General features: G+C 41.5%; 16 protein-coding genes. 5 read left to right on the top strand and 11 right to left on the bottom strand.

The window, feature by feature from the left end; all coding sequences use genetic code 11:
* The 4 genes from KKA81_15475 to KKA81_15460 form a co-directional block, all read left to right on the top strand.
* On the top strand, positions 1 to 438 hold a 438-nt coding region (locus KKA81_15475; GenBank protein ID MBU2652328.1), incomplete at its 5' end, for a histidine kinase.
* Between the two features lie 262 nt (positions 439 to 700).
* Entirely contained in the window at positions 701 to 1,522 is an 822-nt protein-coding gene (locus tag KKA81_15470; GenBank protein MBU2652327.1) for an SDR family NAD(P)-dependent oxidoreductase, read from the top strand.
* 256 nt (positions 1,523 to 1,778) lie between these two features.
* Positions 1,779 to 3,545 carry a M20/M25/M40 family metallo-hydrolase gene (locus KKA81_15465; protein ID MBU2652326.1) on the top strand — a complete coding sequence of 589 codons (1,767 nt, stop codon included), beginning with the start codon at positions 1,779 to 1,781 and terminating at the stop codon, positions 3,543 to 3,545.
* A gap of 44 nt (positions 3,546 to 3,589) precedes the next feature.
* A complete protein-coding gene (locus KKA81_15460) occupies positions 3,590 to 3,994 on the top strand; it encodes a GtrA family protein (GenBank protein ID MBU2652325.1) in 405 nt (134 codons plus the stop codon).
* Between the two features lie 61 nt (positions 3,995 to 4,055).
* Here KKA81_15460 and rplI read toward each other — a convergent pair whose 3' ends face one another.
* The 11 genes from rplI to KKA81_15405 all read right to left on the bottom strand — a co-directional run bounded on the left by rplI (position 4,056) and on the right by KKA81_15405 (position 13,682).
* Complete coding sequence (gene rplI, locus KKA81_15455; protein ID MBU2652324.1) at positions 4,056 to 4,502, bottom strand: 50S ribosomal protein L9; 447 nt, start codon at positions 4,500 to 4,502, stop codon at positions 4,056 to 4,058.
* Between the two features lie 12 nt (positions 4,503 to 4,514).
* Positions 4,515 to 4,784: a 30S ribosomal protein S18 gene (rpsR, locus tag KKA81_15450; GenBank protein MBU2652323.1), complete on the bottom strand. Its 270-nt coding sequence runs from the start codon at positions 4,782 to 4,784 to the stop codon at positions 4,515 to 4,517.
* 20 nt (positions 4,785 to 4,804) lie between these two features.
* The gene (gene rpsF, locus KKA81_15445; GenBank protein ID MBU2652322.1) at positions 4,805 to 5,158 is read right to left on the bottom strand and encodes a 30S ribosomal protein S6; all 354 of its coding nucleotides are present in this window, start codon (positions 5,156 to 5,158) and stop codon (positions 4,805 to 4,807) included.
* A gap of 105 nt (positions 5,159 to 5,263) precedes the next feature.
* Positions 5,264 to 6,139 carry a VIT1/CCC1 transporter family protein gene (locus KKA81_15440; protein ID MBU2652321.1) on the bottom strand — a complete coding sequence of 292 codons (876 nt, stop codon included), beginning with the start codon at positions 6,137 to 6,139 and terminating at the stop codon, positions 5,264 to 5,266.
* Between the two features lie 2 nt (positions 6,140 to 6,141).
* A complete protein-coding gene (locus KKA81_15435; protein ID MBU2652320.1) occupies positions 6,142 to 6,618 on the bottom strand; it encodes a phosphate-starvation-inducible PsiE family protein in 477 nt (158 codons plus the stop codon).
* A gap of 25 nt (positions 6,619 to 6,643) precedes the next feature.
* Positions 6,644 to 7,987 carry a Na+/H+ antiporter NhaA gene (gene nhaA / locus KKA81_15430; GenBank protein ID MBU2652319.1) on the bottom strand — a complete coding sequence of 448 codons (1,344 nt, stop codon included), beginning with the start codon at positions 7,985 to 7,987 and terminating at the stop codon, positions 6,644 to 6,646.
* An 11-nt stretch (positions 7,988 to 7,998) separates the two neighbouring features.
* Positions 7,999 to 9,141, bottom strand: a complete 1,143-nt coding sequence (wecB, locus tag KKA81_15425; GenBank protein ID MBU2652318.1) for a UDP-N-acetylglucosamine 2-epimerase (non-hydrolyzing) — start codon at positions 9,139 to 9,141, stop codon at positions 7,999 to 8,001.
* Between the two features lie 34 nt (positions 9,142 to 9,175).
* A complete protein-coding gene (gene radC / locus KKA81_15420) occupies positions 9,176 to 9,874 on the bottom strand; it encodes a DNA repair protein RadC (GenBank protein MBU2652317.1) in 699 nt (232 codons plus the stop codon).
* Between the two features lie 86 nt (positions 9,875 to 9,960).
* Entirely contained in the window at positions 9,961 to 10,212 is a 252-nt protein-coding gene (gene rpsT, locus KKA81_15415) for a 30S ribosomal protein S20 (GenBank protein ID MBU2652316.1), read from the bottom strand.
* Positions 10,213 to 10,329: 117 nt separating this feature from the next.
* Complete coding sequence (locus KKA81_15410) at positions 10,330 to 12,831, bottom strand: DUF4114 domain-containing protein (protein ID MBU2652315.1); 2,502 nt, start codon at positions 12,829 to 12,831, stop codon at positions 10,330 to 10,332.
* Between the two features lie 140 nt (positions 12,832 to 12,971).
* A complete protein-coding gene (locus KKA81_15405; protein MBU2652314.1) occupies positions 12,972 to 13,682 on the bottom strand; it encodes a LytTR family DNA-binding domain-containing protein in 711 nt (236 codons plus the stop codon).
* A gap of 72 nt (positions 13,683 to 13,754) precedes the next feature.
* Between KKA81_15405 and KKA81_15400 the strand changes: the two genes are divergently transcribed.
* The gene (locus KKA81_15400) at positions 13,755 to 14,831 is read left to right on the top strand and encodes an amidohydrolase (GenBank protein ID MBU2652313.1); all 1,077 of its coding nucleotides are present in this window, start codon (positions 13,755 to 13,757) and stop codon (positions 14,829 to 14,831) included.
* Positions 14,832 to 14,918: the final 87 nt, after the last annotated feature.

Here is a 14,918-nt window from a genome sequence, read left to right as displayed (position 1 = left end):
GATGAAATTATTTTCGTGAAAGAATACCTGGAACTGGAAAAGTTCCGTTTTGGTGATAAATTCGATTATTCCATTGAAACGGATGAACAAACAGATATGGAATTGCCTGTTCCGAAGATGATCATTCAGGTCTTTGCCGAAAATGCCGTTAAGCACGGCATCTATAGAAAAGAAGGTAAAGGTTATATAGGAATCCGCATTAAAGGCACGGATGATAACCTCAGCATTACCGTAACCGACAACGGGGTTGGACGAGCAAAGGCTGCCGAATACAGCAAAGAATCAACCGGTCTGGGGCTTAAGATGATCCGGCAGTACATGGAACTTTTCGGGAAGTATAAAAAATTCAACATAAACTTTAGTATTACCGATCTGCACGCTGATAATGGTCAACCTTCCGGTACAAGGGTCGATGTTACCATTAACGTAATAGGATAAACCTCCCCAAAAAAAAAGCCGCCTTTTCAGGCGGCCAAAAAAACAAACAAAACCAAATCTTTATGTCACTTACAAATATTCAAAAAAAATAAACAAAAAATCAAGAAAAAACTACGTTTTTTTTATTAACACCTACACTTTTTTTTTCAGGCCTCAGGAATTATCTTTTTTTTCAGGCCTTTTCGCCTTCGATTCAAATTGAAAAATTATGAACAAAGCCCGATTTCAGGTTGTTATTAACAGGTAAGAACTCATTACGACTATGAAAATCGCTCTCGTTACCGGATCTACCGATGGTATTGGAAAACAGACTGCTACAGAACTTGCCTTGCTGGGTTATCATGTGATCATACATGGCAAGAATCGTCGTAAAGGAGAGATAACCCTGGAAGAAATACGGGAAAAGACAGGAAACCGAGACCTCACTCTGATTTTATCCGACCTGTCATCACAGAAATCCATCCGCGAAATGTCGGGTATGCTACATAAACGTTTCGACCATCTGGACATACTGATCAATAATGCCGGGACCTATCAGCGAAAACAAAACTTTTCCCGCGATGGTTATGAAATGACCTTTGCTGTAAATCATTTATCGGTATATAGTCTAACCTTACTTTTACTTGATATGCTAAAGAAGTCGGAGAAGGGCAAGATCATTATAGTAAGCTCCATTGCTCACCGTAACAGTCCTAAAATCGATTTCGCCGACATCCAGGAAATCAACTCATACATGGATTACAGCGCATACGCTTTATCGAAGCTGAGTAATATTTTATTCACTTATGAACTGGCCTCAAAGGTGAAAGAAATGGGCATCAGTGTAAATTGCCTGCATCCGGGAGTAATTTCGACGAAGCTACTTTATGAAGGTTTTGGCATCAGTGGAGCAAGCGTCGAGGAAGGAGCCGGAACCTCAGTATTCCTGGCGCATAGCGACAAGATTAACGGTGTTACCGGCAAATATTTTACCAATAAATCAATCACTGAGTCTTCCCCTTTTTCTTATAACCCGGAAGCCGCAAAAAACCTATGGAATCTGAGTGAAAATCTCACAGGCATTTCTTTACCGGAAAACTTGTAATTTTGTTGCAACTATGTAATACCCGGGTTGAAAACAAAAAAATAAAATGAGTATCGGGAATGATTAATATCAAGTTACCTTCTCTATGGTTGCAGGATGCAGGTTACAGGCTACAGGTAGTGTGGGAGTGGGTGATGAGTGATGAGTGATGGGTGAGTGATGAGTTGTCGCTTGCAACTTGTCGCCTGTAACTTTGTGTTAATGTTTCCCAATACTCATAAAAAATAAAATCATTTTTTACATAAACTAAGTCAGGATGAATAGAATTATTTTTCTTATCACTCTCGTTTTCTCTGTATTATCAGGTTTTTCGCAAAATAACATTCAGATAACCGCTTCCGAGCTCCGGGACCATGTTGGTTATCTGGCCTCCGATGATTTGGCAGGCAGGAAGCCTGGAACGATGGGAGATTCGTTATCGCGGGCCTATATTGCAGAGCAATTCCATGAAGCGGGCTTAATGCCGGTTAACGGTTCATATTTCCAGGAATTCGAAGTTGTAGCTGATGTCATCCTGGGAGAAGACAACTCGCTGGAAATACAGGGTAAATCATTGAAAGTTGGGGAAGATTATACTCCTTTTGCGTTTTCCTCCGGCAATAAACTGGAGGCCCGGGTAGTGTTTGCCGGTTATGGATTTGATTTCCAAAATGATTCTGTATCCTGGAATGACTTTGAGGGGATCGACGTTTCCGGTAAATGGGTAATGATGATAAGAGGGGAACCGGATCCGAATAATCCTTACGGTTACGGCAGAGACCGCGACAAAGTGATAACGGCCAAAGACCATGGAGCCGCCGGGGTCATCCTGGTCTCAGGAAAACAATGGGATGATAAGGACAAACTGGTGAGCATTTATTACGACCGGGCCGGGGCAAGTGCCGGGATACCGGTCATACAGCTTAAAAGAGATATGGCTGACAGCCTTTTGCAATCCGGGAAAAGAACAATTGAAGATATTGAAAATCAAATTATATCAACAAAACAACCACTGTCTTTTGAAATACCTTACCATCTGAAAGCAGAAACCGACATCCTCCAGGTAAAGGTTAAAACAGCTAATGTGATGGGTATGGTAGAAGGGAGTGATCCCGTCCTGAAAAATGAATATATCGTCATTGGCGCTCATTACGACCACCTGGGTATGGGTGGTCCCGGCTCAGGTTCCAGGGTGCCTGATACAAGCGCTGTGCACAACGGGGCCGATGATAATGCCTCCGGTGTAGCAGGGGTCATTGAAATTGCCGAGGAACTGCAAATTAACCGCGCATCCCTGAAAAGAAGCGTTATCGCTGTTGCATTCAGCGCTGAGGAAATGGGACTCCTGGGCTCAAAATACTTTGTTCAGCATAGTCCTGTAGACAAAACTACCATAAAGGCTATGATCAATTTCGATATGATCGGAAGGCTTGATCCTGAAAAAAAGAGCGTGATGGTGGGTGGAACAGGGACATCAGCAGAAGCGGAAGAGATACTAAATAAGCTTCAAAACCGATATGGACTCGCCTTATCCTATTCTCCGGAAGGCTATGGCCCCTCCGATCATGCTGCATTTTATGCAGAGAATATCCCGGTATTTTTCATCAACACAGGCGTTCATTCCGATTACCATACCCCCCAGGATGATGTTGAATTCATAAACTTTGAAGGACAGGAGATGGTTTCCAAAATGGCTTACGACCTTATCATGGCAATTGATAACCGGCAGGAAGATCTGACTTTCCGGGAATCAGGCCCCAAAGAACGTACCAATAACTACATGAACCTGAAGGTCACTCTGGGCATCATGCCCGATTTCACATCATCTGCCAATGACGGGCTTGGCGTCGGAGGAGTAAAAAAAGACGGTCCGGCCGAAAAATGCGGATTGTTGAAGGGGGATATAATTACTGCCATAGACGGAAATCCGGTCGGAAATATCTATGATTACATGAACCGTTTGAAAAAGCTTGAACCCGGTCAGATTATCACTGTCGATGTTATGCGTAACGGAGAGAAGAAAGTGCTGATCGTGCAATTGTAGTCCTTAGCAAACATTCATTATATTTGTGCCTTTCATTAAAGGCAATGCTGGATTTTCTCACAAAAACATTCCTGCTGAAATTCCTCAAGTTCGGAGCAGTGGGATTTTCGGGACTCCTTGTGGATTATGGGTTTACCTACATTTTCAAGGAGATCTTTAAAGTACAGAAATACATTTCCAATTCTATCGGATTCACCCTGGCAGCCACTTCAAACTATGTATTTAACCGTATCTGGACTTTTAAAAGTACCAATCCGGATATTGCGCTCGAATACGGTGAATTTCTGGTCATTTCACTGATCGGACTGGGGATCAATAATCTGATTTTATATCTGATAGTTTCCAGGCTTAAATGGAATTTTTATCTCGCCAAGCTGGTTGCCATAGGAGTTGTAACGGTCTGGAATTTCCTTGCAAACTTCTTTATTACCTTTAATCAGGGCATATAAAAAATCCTGCCCGGTTTTAATTTTATACCAGACAGGATAAATCTTTATTTATACCAGAAGCTTACTCGGCAATAACCTCAAATTCAATCTCAACAGAGATTTCCTTGTGCAGGTTTATTTTGGCTTTATAGCTTCCGATTTCCTTGATGGATTCACCGTCAACCAGGATACGTTTGCGGTCAATATCATAGTTCTTTTCCTTGAGTGCATCGGCAATCTGAACATTATTTACCGAACCGAAAATTTTTCCGGATGTACCGGCCTTTGCACCAATGGTAAGTTTCACCTTTTTCAGGGCTTCGGCCATGATTTCCGCTTCCTTGCGGATCTTTTCATCTTTGAAGGCTTTTTGGCGTTTAACTTCGGCAACCACCTTGCGGCTCGATTCCGTAGCTAAAATGGCTAAACCTTTCGGAATGAGAAAATTCCTGGCGTACCCATCTTTTACCTTTACCACATCATCCTTATATCCCAGGGTGGGAATATCTTGTTTTAAAATGACTTCCATGATCGCTCCTCCTTATTTTAACATATCTGCAACATAAGGCATTAAGGCAAGATGCCTTGCCCTTTTAATTGCCTGGGCAACCTTTTTCTGATACTTGGTAGATGTGCCGGTTATCCTGCGGGGAAGTATCTTTCCCTGCTCATTCACAAATTTCAGGAGAAAATCCGCATCCTTATAATCGATATACCTAATACGGTTTTTCTTGAAACGGCAATATTTTTTCTTTTTGGTATCAACCGCTATCGGGGTCAAATACTTGATTTCTGAAGAATTGTCTGCCATAAATTGATAATTTAAATTTCTTAAGCTTCTGCTTCTTTCTTTTCTTTCGCCTTCTGGCGTTTTTTCTCGTTGTAGGCAACGGCGTGCTTATCCAGTTTAACCGTGAGAAAACGAAGGATACGCTCATCACGCCTGAAAGTAACTTCCAGCTTGTCGATGAGTTCACTTTCTGCTTGAAATTCAAAAAGATGGTAAAATCCTGTCGATTTCTTTTGGATAGGATACGCCAGCTTCTTCAGTCCCCATATTTCTTCATGGACGATCTCAGCCTTGTTATCCTTCAGAAAATTTCTGAACTTATCAACCGCTTCCCTCATCTGATCTTCAGACAAGACGGGAGTTACAATGAAAACGGTTTCATACTGATTTGACATAGATCTGTTTAAATATTGAATTATTAATTTTAAAAAACGGAGTGCAAAGGTATGGATTTTTTTTATTTATCCAAATGCCTTTGTATTGAATTTTAACCATTTTCCTTATAGTTCCACTCCAAGGAAGATTTTTATCAGATAACCGATACCAAAACTCAGAAGAGCCACTCCCAGACTGATGGCTGCCATTTCCAGAAATCGCTTTCTGAAAGATAATCCTTTTGCAACAGATATATAATAATTGAATGCCGCAATTATAAGTATTGCTCCTGTAACTGTCAATCCCAGAGAAAGCAGGTAATGCTCAAGCAATAAATAAGGCAGGATCAGGATAATCACCGTGAAGATGTAAGCCAGGCCAGTGTATAGTGCCGACCGTATAGGATTGTTTCCGCCCGGCTCATCTTTTTTCGAGAGGTATTCCGAAGATGCCATGGAAAGAGCAGCCGCAACACCCGTAATTAGTCCTGCTAATGCAATAAGACGTGTGTTTTGAAGAGCAAAGGACAATCCGGCAAGAGTTCCTGTTAATTCAACCAGGGCGTCATTCAGTCCCAGAACGATAGAATCTACATAATCAAGTTTTTCTTCATGGATCAATCGTATCAACTGATTTTCATGATCTGTCTCATCTTCAATGATGTTTTCCATCCCGGGTATCTTGTCGCGATATCGGCTATAATCATCCTGGGCTTGCCCTTCTCCTCTCTCCATCAGCTTTAACCCAAAGGTAAGTCCAAACAATCGGGTGATCCAGTAAAACCATGCGACTTTAACGAAATTTGGTTGCAAACTCCTACCACTGATTTGCTTGAAGAAATGGTAATGGGATTTTTCTTCTTCAGCAATTTTCTGCAGAATTTCAGCATTCTCCCTGTTCTTTATCCTCCGGGAAAGCCGCGAGTAAACGTAATACTCGGTAATCTCGTTTTTCTGTGACTTTAATACAAACGACAGAATATGGGCATCTGGCTTTGTCATATCTATTCTTGTTCCGCTATATCTTCCTTTTTCTTCTTTCGGGGTATTTTAATAACCAGATCGGCACGTTTGATCAGGTAGTATGAAATGCTAAGTGCAAGGATCATCCCGGAAAGGCTGATCAGCTCTGTGTAGGAGTACTTATTAAAATCCCAGATGATAACTTTCCTTGATAACGCTATAATGGCAACCAGCACAACCAGTTCAACATGTACAACATCTTCCATAAGATATGCTTTGATGGTTTCCAAAAGCTCCAGTCCCAATAGTATGATCAGGAAGAGGCTGAAAAGTTCCATCAAACTATCGGCATCAATGATCAGGATGGGATGCTCAATAATTTTCTGGATGATCACATAAATAATATCGATAAAAGCAAAGATCAGGATGGCAAAAAATATGATCATGATAACAGAGATCAGGATCCTTTCCGTTGATTTCAAAATTTTAATCAGAGGGTGAGCTTGTTTTGAATCCATAAAAAACAGTATTTAGTTTGAGATACTATTTTGTTTTATTTTGTTCCGTTTTCTTGGTTTTGCTCTTCCAGGTTAATATTGCCATACCAATAATCGCAGCGATCACCGAATCGACTATTATACCAACCTTGGCTATTTGCACATATTCATCCGAAACGAAAGCAAGATCGGAAATGAAGATCGACATGGTAAAACCGATTCCTGCAAGAAAGCCCACTCCATATATCTGTTTCCAGGTCACACCACTGGGAAGGGTTGCCCATTTGGCCTTTACGGCAAGCAGGCTGAACAGGGTTATCCCGATAAATTTCCCAAAAAGCAACCCGGCAATAATGCCGATAGAAATGGGATGAAACACAAGGCTCAAAATATTTCCTTCCACATGAATTCCTGCATTACTAATAGCGAACACAGGCAAAATGAAATAGGCAACAACAGGATGAAGGGCATGTTCCAGTTTTTGAAGGGGAGTATTTGAATCATCGCTAAGCTTGCAGATGTCGTTGATCAGATGTGATTGTTTTTCAGTGAGCAGAGTGGAGTCATTGGGTCTTTCCCTTTTAAATTTATCCAGAAGGCGTGATAAACCATCGATAAAATCATTTTCTCTGACTTTCGGCCTCACGGGTATAGTCATAGCAATGAGGACGCCGGCTATGGTAGCGTGCACTCCTGAATACAGGAAAGATGACCAAACACCCAACAGTCCTACAATTGCATAAAATGTTGTGCGTCTTACACCCATCCTGTTTGCAATAAACAAAACCGAAAGGAAGAAGCCCGCATAAACGAGTTCCATGATCTCTATGGTCTCGGTGTAGAAAATGGCGATGATCAGAATCGCACCCAGGTCGTCGGCAATAGCAAGTGCTGTAAGGAATATTTTCAGGTTTATATTAACCTTGTTACCGAGAAGCGACAATAAACCCAAAGCAAAGGCAATATCTGTAGCCATTGGGATGCCCCAGCCTTTTGCAAATTCAGGATCACCAGAGTTTACAAAGGTATATATCAATGCCGGGACCAGCATACCCCCGATGGCTGCAAAAATCGGAAGACTGGCTTTTTTCAGGGTTGACAACTCACCGGCCAGCACTTCTCTTTTAATCTCCAATCCGATAGCAAAGAAAAAAATAGCCATCAATCCGTCGTTGATCCAATGATGCAACGATGTTACCAGACTAAAATCCCCGAAAACGAAACCGGCTTTCAGTTCATGCCAAAGATAGTGGTACTCTTCATAGTATGCTGAATTCGCCCAGATCAGAGCAGCAATGGTCACTGCAATCAAAAGTATCCCGGCAAGCGATTCTTCCCTAACGAAGTTAGTGATATTGAAATTCGTGGTTGAACTGTTTCTCTCTGCCATGACAATATTCGTTATTTATTGCTAAGCATTGCTTTACAGATAAAACCGGCTGCATGGCCATCACCGAAGACCCGGGGGTATTCAATATTATTTTTTGCAGTCAGAGTTTTATATGCCTCCAGGATCCTTTCCTCCGAAGCATCGGTGACGATGCCGGCTCCCGCTTCTACAATTTCTTTCCATTCTGTTTCAGATCGAAGAATTATACAAGGCTTTTCAAAGAAATAGGCCTCCTTCTGAACTCCTCCTGAATCAGTCATGATAAGTTCCGCATTTTTTTCAAGCAGGATAATATCCAGGAAAGAAACCGGATCAGTAATTAAAATCTTTTCGTGGTTCAGAAATTTGTTATAAGGTTCCTGTCCGGACCTTTCCTTCAATATCTTAGCTGTCCGCGGATGCAGAGGCAACACGATCCTGCCGCTAAAAATCTCAGCAACAGCTATGATTCCCCGGATGATCGCTTCCAGGCGGCCGGGCTCATCAGTGTTATTGTCGCGGTGTATAGTACTCAGGATAAAAGAATCTCCTTTGAGCCCCATTTGATCCAGTATTTGTGATTTGCGGCCGGCAAGATCAGCAAAATAAAGACTGTTATCAAACATGATATCCCCGCAGTGGTATATTCCTGGATTATCAATGTTATATGGAGGTTTGGCCGTTGGATTAAACCCTTCCCTGACAAGATTATGGAAACCCGTCATGGTCGGAGAAAAAAGCAATGTGGAGGCATGATCGCAAACGATACGGTTGATCTCTTCCGGCATGTTTTTGTTAAACGACCGTAAACCGGCCTCAATATGCACAACCGGTATGTGAAGCTTGCTGCCTGCGACAGCACCGGCAAGAGTTGAATTTGTATCTCCGAAGAGCACAAGATAATCAGGATTCTCTTTAAGTAAAACTTCTTCGATGCCCATAATCATGCGGCCCGTCTGCACCCCATGCGTACCGGAACCTACCTCAAGGTTATAATCGGGCCTGGGAATTTCCATCTCATCAATAAAGACCTGCGACATGTTTCGGTCGTAATGCTGACCGGTATGCAGGATAATTTCCCTGATACTCCCAGAGTATTCATTGCGGATAGCCCGGCTCAAAGCAGCGGCTTTGATGATCTGAGGCCGGGCACCGATGATGGTCAATATCTTCAACATTGATAAATTTAAATTTCAAAATTAAGAATTCTCACAACATGTTTTCATCCGCAAAACTATAATACTCCCTTTCCCCGATAATCACATGATCCAGGATGGTGATATCCATAATATTCCCGGTGGTGACGATCTTTTTTGTCAGGTTAATATCCGATTCGCTGGGTTTTACATTCCCGGAGGGATGATTATGACAAAGGATGACCGAAGAAGCCTGATGCTCGATAGCTATCTTGAATATTTTTCTGGGATCGGCAACAGTTCCTGATAATCCCCCCTCACTCAGGCGGACCTTGTTCAGAATTTTATTGGCCCGGTTTAAAAGCAATATCCAAAACTCTTCATAAAGACATTCACTCAGTTCCCCGCTCAAAATATCGAAAACATCTTTGCTGCAATGAATAGCTTTACGCTGTATAGGTTCCCAGGAATTCTTGCGGTTTGCCAGTTCCAGTGCTGCCATAATGGATACAGCCCTGGCTTTACCAATCCCGCTGAATTCTGTAAGTTCCCTCAGGCTTAATTTGGATATCTCAAACAAGTTACCCTGATGGGCGTTAAGAAGCTTCTTTGAGATATCTACCGCTGTTTCCTTACGGGTGCCGGAACCCAGGATAATGGCAAGCAATTCCGCGTTGCTTAAATGTTTCCTCCCTTTAAGAAGCAGCTTCTCCCTGGGCCTGTCTTCTTCCGCCCATTGTTTGATACTTAATATGGGTTCGTATTTCTTCATGGATAAACCTTTATCCATTAGTTCCCGGAAATAAAAAAAGTCTCACCTTCCGGTAAGACTTTTTTTATTATTCCTGTGAAATATTTTTACATAGTCTGTATCTGCCTGGCAAGCTTGGATTTAAGATTAGAAGCCTTATTCTTGTGAATAATCCTGTTCTTGGCCAGCTTATCGATCATGGATACCAGTTTAGGAAAACTTTGAAGGGCTTCATCCTTGCTGGTTAAACTTCTGAATTTCCTGACTGCATTCCTCATGGTTTTGGAATGATAACGGTTCCTGATCTTTCTGGTTTCGATTTGCCTGATGCGTTTGATCGCAGATTTATGATTTGCCATGTATCTTAAGTTTAATCCTGTCTCAAATTCATTTTGAGGGGGCAAAGGTACAGATTATTTTTAAATCATGAAATCTTTTATCTGAATTTTATTTTTAACAAGCAAAACTTACTGATTTTACCGGATCATGAGCTTCAGGGTAGACCTAACACCGGATCCGTTGATCTGCATCACATACATCCCCTTTTCAAGTGTTCCTCTTTCCAGGGTGAATGAGTTCTGTCCTTCACGGAACATCCGGTTGGCAGATAAGACTTCCCTTCCGGTCATGTCGAAGACTGTGATTTCTGCTTCCGTTGGAGATTCCAGATTTAACTGCACCAAGGTATGATTGGTGAAAGGATTAGGATAGGCTGTAACGGCATTCCCTAAATTCAGCTCATCAACACCAAAAACTCCTTTATAAACAAAAGCCACGCTGCCCACACCAAGTTCATATTCTTCCATATGTGAACCGTTCCCGACAACAGAAAATACAACATTTGCAATATCATCTGCAGAAAACTCAGGATAGGCAACACTGATAAACGATGAGAACGGCAAGGTATAAATGGTCTGCTCTTCGGTCAGGTTCACTATGGCTCTGAACTGGTCAGTCCAGTTATCAATGCTATTCTTCACAATAGTTACCACCAGTTGATGGCTGCCATAAGCTTCAAATTCAAGTGCGTTATAACCGGATGCATCCAGAAGCTCATTCGCCGGCAAAACGGCTTTGTATATCGAAATATAGTCCTTTACCATACCCTCCATCTTTACACTTCGTTCGAGGGGAAAAATAGTAGCCGACACCGGCATTACAGGATACTCCGGAAAAACTTCATAATAAGCTGTTGTAGCGCCGCCTTCTTCATAATCAATACCCCAGGGACCATCAGAAAAATAAATAACATCTGACTGAGAGTTTCCGTAGTTGACAACAGATAGACCGATATCAAATATCCCTCCTGTTGGCAGGCTGATCTTTTCACGAGGTTGTCCGGTAAGCGTAACATTATATACTATATTTTCCCTTTGCATGGTTTCGGAAGCAGTATAGCTGCCAAAAAGCTCCAACTCTCCGGAATGGTTGTTATTCTGAATATCCAGGATCAACTCCCCTCCCTGATATTTGCCGCTTCTGACAAAAACCTGTGGAATTGGAGGTTTGGTGAGGTTTTTATAGGAAACATTCCCATTATTGTTCAGCAGTTCAAGGGTTTCCGTCATAAGGTATCTTACAATGGATTTATTGGCTGCCCAAAACTGGAAATTGTAATTGTTGGCATGATTCTCAAAATCCTCAACACTCCAGTGATTGTCAATTAAATATTCACCTTCACCAACATAAGCGGTAAATCCGGAAACATATTCCATTGTTCCGTCACGCTGCATCATTCTGGCAACAATGAACCAGTGATTCATCACCATAATGTGATCGATATCCAATAACTCTGCTCCGGTCATTCTATCGCAGATAAACTTGGTATGCTCATATACCTTGTTTTCGGTACGGGTTGCCAGGATAGCTGATATTCTTTGGTTTTCAGGAGTAAAGTAATCAGCAGAAAATACTTCCACGGCATTGGTGATGTTTAATAAATCGTAAGGAGTTGAAACGTAAGCCTGGGCACTAAGTACAGTAGAATCGGGGATAAAACTAATCAGATCCGACATTTCTGCATCACGATTCAGAATTTTCTGCATCCTTTCCTCGGCCAGTAAAGGAAGGGTTTTCATATCATCGTAATCATATGGGCTGCGGTTCTTCATTCGTTCGAAGTTCCGTTTGGCAATCTTATGAGCCAGAGTGCCATTGCTTTCAACACCACCGTTATTACCAGAAGTTACTCCTCCCGGAGGTCCATCAAAGTAATTATAATTACCTGAATCTATGGCGCTGAAATTACTGGCTGTGACATAAAAGACCGCATCGTTGAAGTCGTTGTCGCAACCACCATAAGGTGATGTAAGACTGTCGCGGCGTATGTCTTCCATACCTACAACAAGTAACTCATTAATAGTATCTTCCAGAATGACGGTATGTTTACGGATACTGGTATCCGGTTCAGGATTCCAGTTTTGATTGGAATATAAAGTCCAACGCCCGGGTGTTACATTTCCCCCCACGAAACCATCGGCCAGCATCACCCAGCCTATCCCTGTGTTTGGCATAAACTCCCCAAGATAAATCTTATCCCCGGGAAGCAAACCACCGCCTTTGTTCACCTGTGAATGGTTCGGAAAAAAGATAGTAATGGTTGAATCAGGAATACTACGTGATGGATTATTGAGGTCATAGGTGTAATACCCCATGACATTCAGGAATTTTGCTCCGTCATGAGCATATGAAATCCATATTTCCGTAGTATCCGTGACAAACACATCCATATCAAATCCTGCAGCTATGTATTGAGGATTAAAAATGGGAACCGATTTTCCCTCCGGTAGAGAAATCCATATAGCCTGAAGGAAGGGATAACTTACGCTGTCTCCTTCAGGAAGCAGATAATCAGGAACACCCAGATTATCCCAGCTTCCCATGTAATTATAGTTTTGCGCATTTATCCTGGAGAAAAAACTTCCTGTAAGAATAAAAAATACAAACAGGAATGCAATGAGTTGGCTTTTTGTCGACATAGCAAAATAAGATTAGATTTAGTATAAGATTCCGCACCTCTTATATCAAAATTAATGCAAAAAGTTACTATGGAATTGAAATTTCGATGAATGGCATGAAAATGCCGTTGACCTGCACAAATATACGAAATTCACGTCTGCTATTCAAGCATACGCAATTTTTGGAATAAAACCGACCGGTTTGAGCGGCTGACAGGTATTAACTCATCCCCTATCACCAGTGTGTTATCTTCAATCTCATCAATATGATGGATGTTTACAATATATGAGCGGTGAACTTTAACAAAATCCTTATTGTTCAATTGTTTTTCAATACTTCTTAGTGACGAATGGTGAATATGCTTCCCGTTCTTCGTGTGGAAGGCAATATAATCACCGATTGATTCTATAAACCGGATATCGCTGAACCTAAGCCTTATGAACCTGCCACCGGAACGGATAAAAATATGATCAACATCCTTTTCCTGATGCTTTGTAAGTTGTTGTTTAACCTTCTCCACTGCTTTAACCAGGCGAGTCAGGTTTACAGGTTTAACAAGGTAGTCGGTAACATTATGTTCAAACGCCTGAATGGCATATTGTCCTTTACCGGTAATAAAAATAACAGGGGGTAAATCTTGCCTTACGGAAAGCATATCAAGACCTGTCATTTCCGGCATTTCAATATCCAGGAAGATCAGGTCAACCAGGTTTTCATCAAGATATCTCAAAGCATCCATTGCACAGGAAAACAAACCTTTAACATCCAGATCTTCAATCTGAGCGCATAGTTTCTCCAACATTTTGCGCGACAATTCGTCATCGTCAACAATGATGCATTTTAGGATCATGATCATGTACCTTGTTATCACAAATATAAGGATTATATTCAAGTTTTCTTTACAGAGCTTTTTATAGTTACCTTTAGACAAATAAAACAGGATATGCAGTTTTACAACAGTCACATTCATATTTTTACCGAGCAGGATATCCCCAACCGGTTTCTTCCATTAGCTTTAGTCAAGGTATTGCGTACCAGAGTCGGGTTCCATTTTGTCAGCCGGTCTCTTATGCGGCTAAACCCATTTACTGATAAGGACATGTTCGACCGGTATGTTAAGTTTGTTCAAATCGGAAAGCTTGGTTCACAACGTAAAATATTTGAAGAATGCAGAAAATACTATCCTGAAGGGACACGCTTCATTGTGCTGACAATGGATATGGCTTTTATGGGAGCAGGTCCGGTGCCCAGACCCTATGAAGATCAGCTGAAGGATATTTATGAACTATGCAAAGATTACCCTGAAATCATTCCCTTTCTGCATATTGATCCCAGGCGGGAAAATCATTATGACATCCTTCGTCAAAGCGTTGAAGAATATGGTTTCCAGGGAATAAAATTATATCCTCCCCTTGGATATTTCCCAACCGATGAGAGATTATTCCCTGTTTATGAATACTGCACTGCCGGAAAGCTTCCCGTTATTGCCCATTGCAGTCCTTATAATCCGGTTAGGTTCAAAGGAAGTTATAACGAGCTAATGAAGCTATTGTCGTTTTCCCCTATACCTATAGAAACAAAAGGAAAAAGACGGAAAGAACTTTGTTCACTTTTTACGCATCCCCTGAACTATCTGTCACTTATAGCAAAATTCCCGGACCTCCGTATCTGTTTTGCACATTTTGGATCGGAATATTACTGGGAGCGTTATATGAGCCATCCTGAGGAAGAAGGCAACTGGTTCAATATCATTCGCAGCCTTATGGAAGAATACGACAATTTTTACGCAGATATATCCTTTACACTAAATAACCCTTCATTCTTTCCGCTTCTGAAAATTATGCTGGCAAATGAAAAGTTGCGAAAGAAAATTCTCTTCGGTTCTGATTATTATATGGTTGAAACCGTTGCCGATGAAAGACGTTTTGGGATCGAACTGCGTGCTTATATCGGCGAAGAATACTTCCATACCATTGCGAATGATAATGTAGAAAGATTTTTAAACATCCTTACCACATAACTTTTCATTTCTCCGTGGCTCTCTTCACAGTTTTTTACATAATATGCACCCTGCAAGCCTTGTACAATTTCCGGATTTGCACTACCT

It is taken from the genome of Bacteroidota bacterium, assembly GCA_018831055.1.
Taxonomy (GTDB): Bacteria; Bacteroidota; Bacteroidia; order Bacteroidales; family B18-G4; genus M55B132.
The sequence above is the reverse complement of the archived record's forward strand: the minus strand, read 5'-3'. Positions and strand labels throughout refer to the sequence as shown.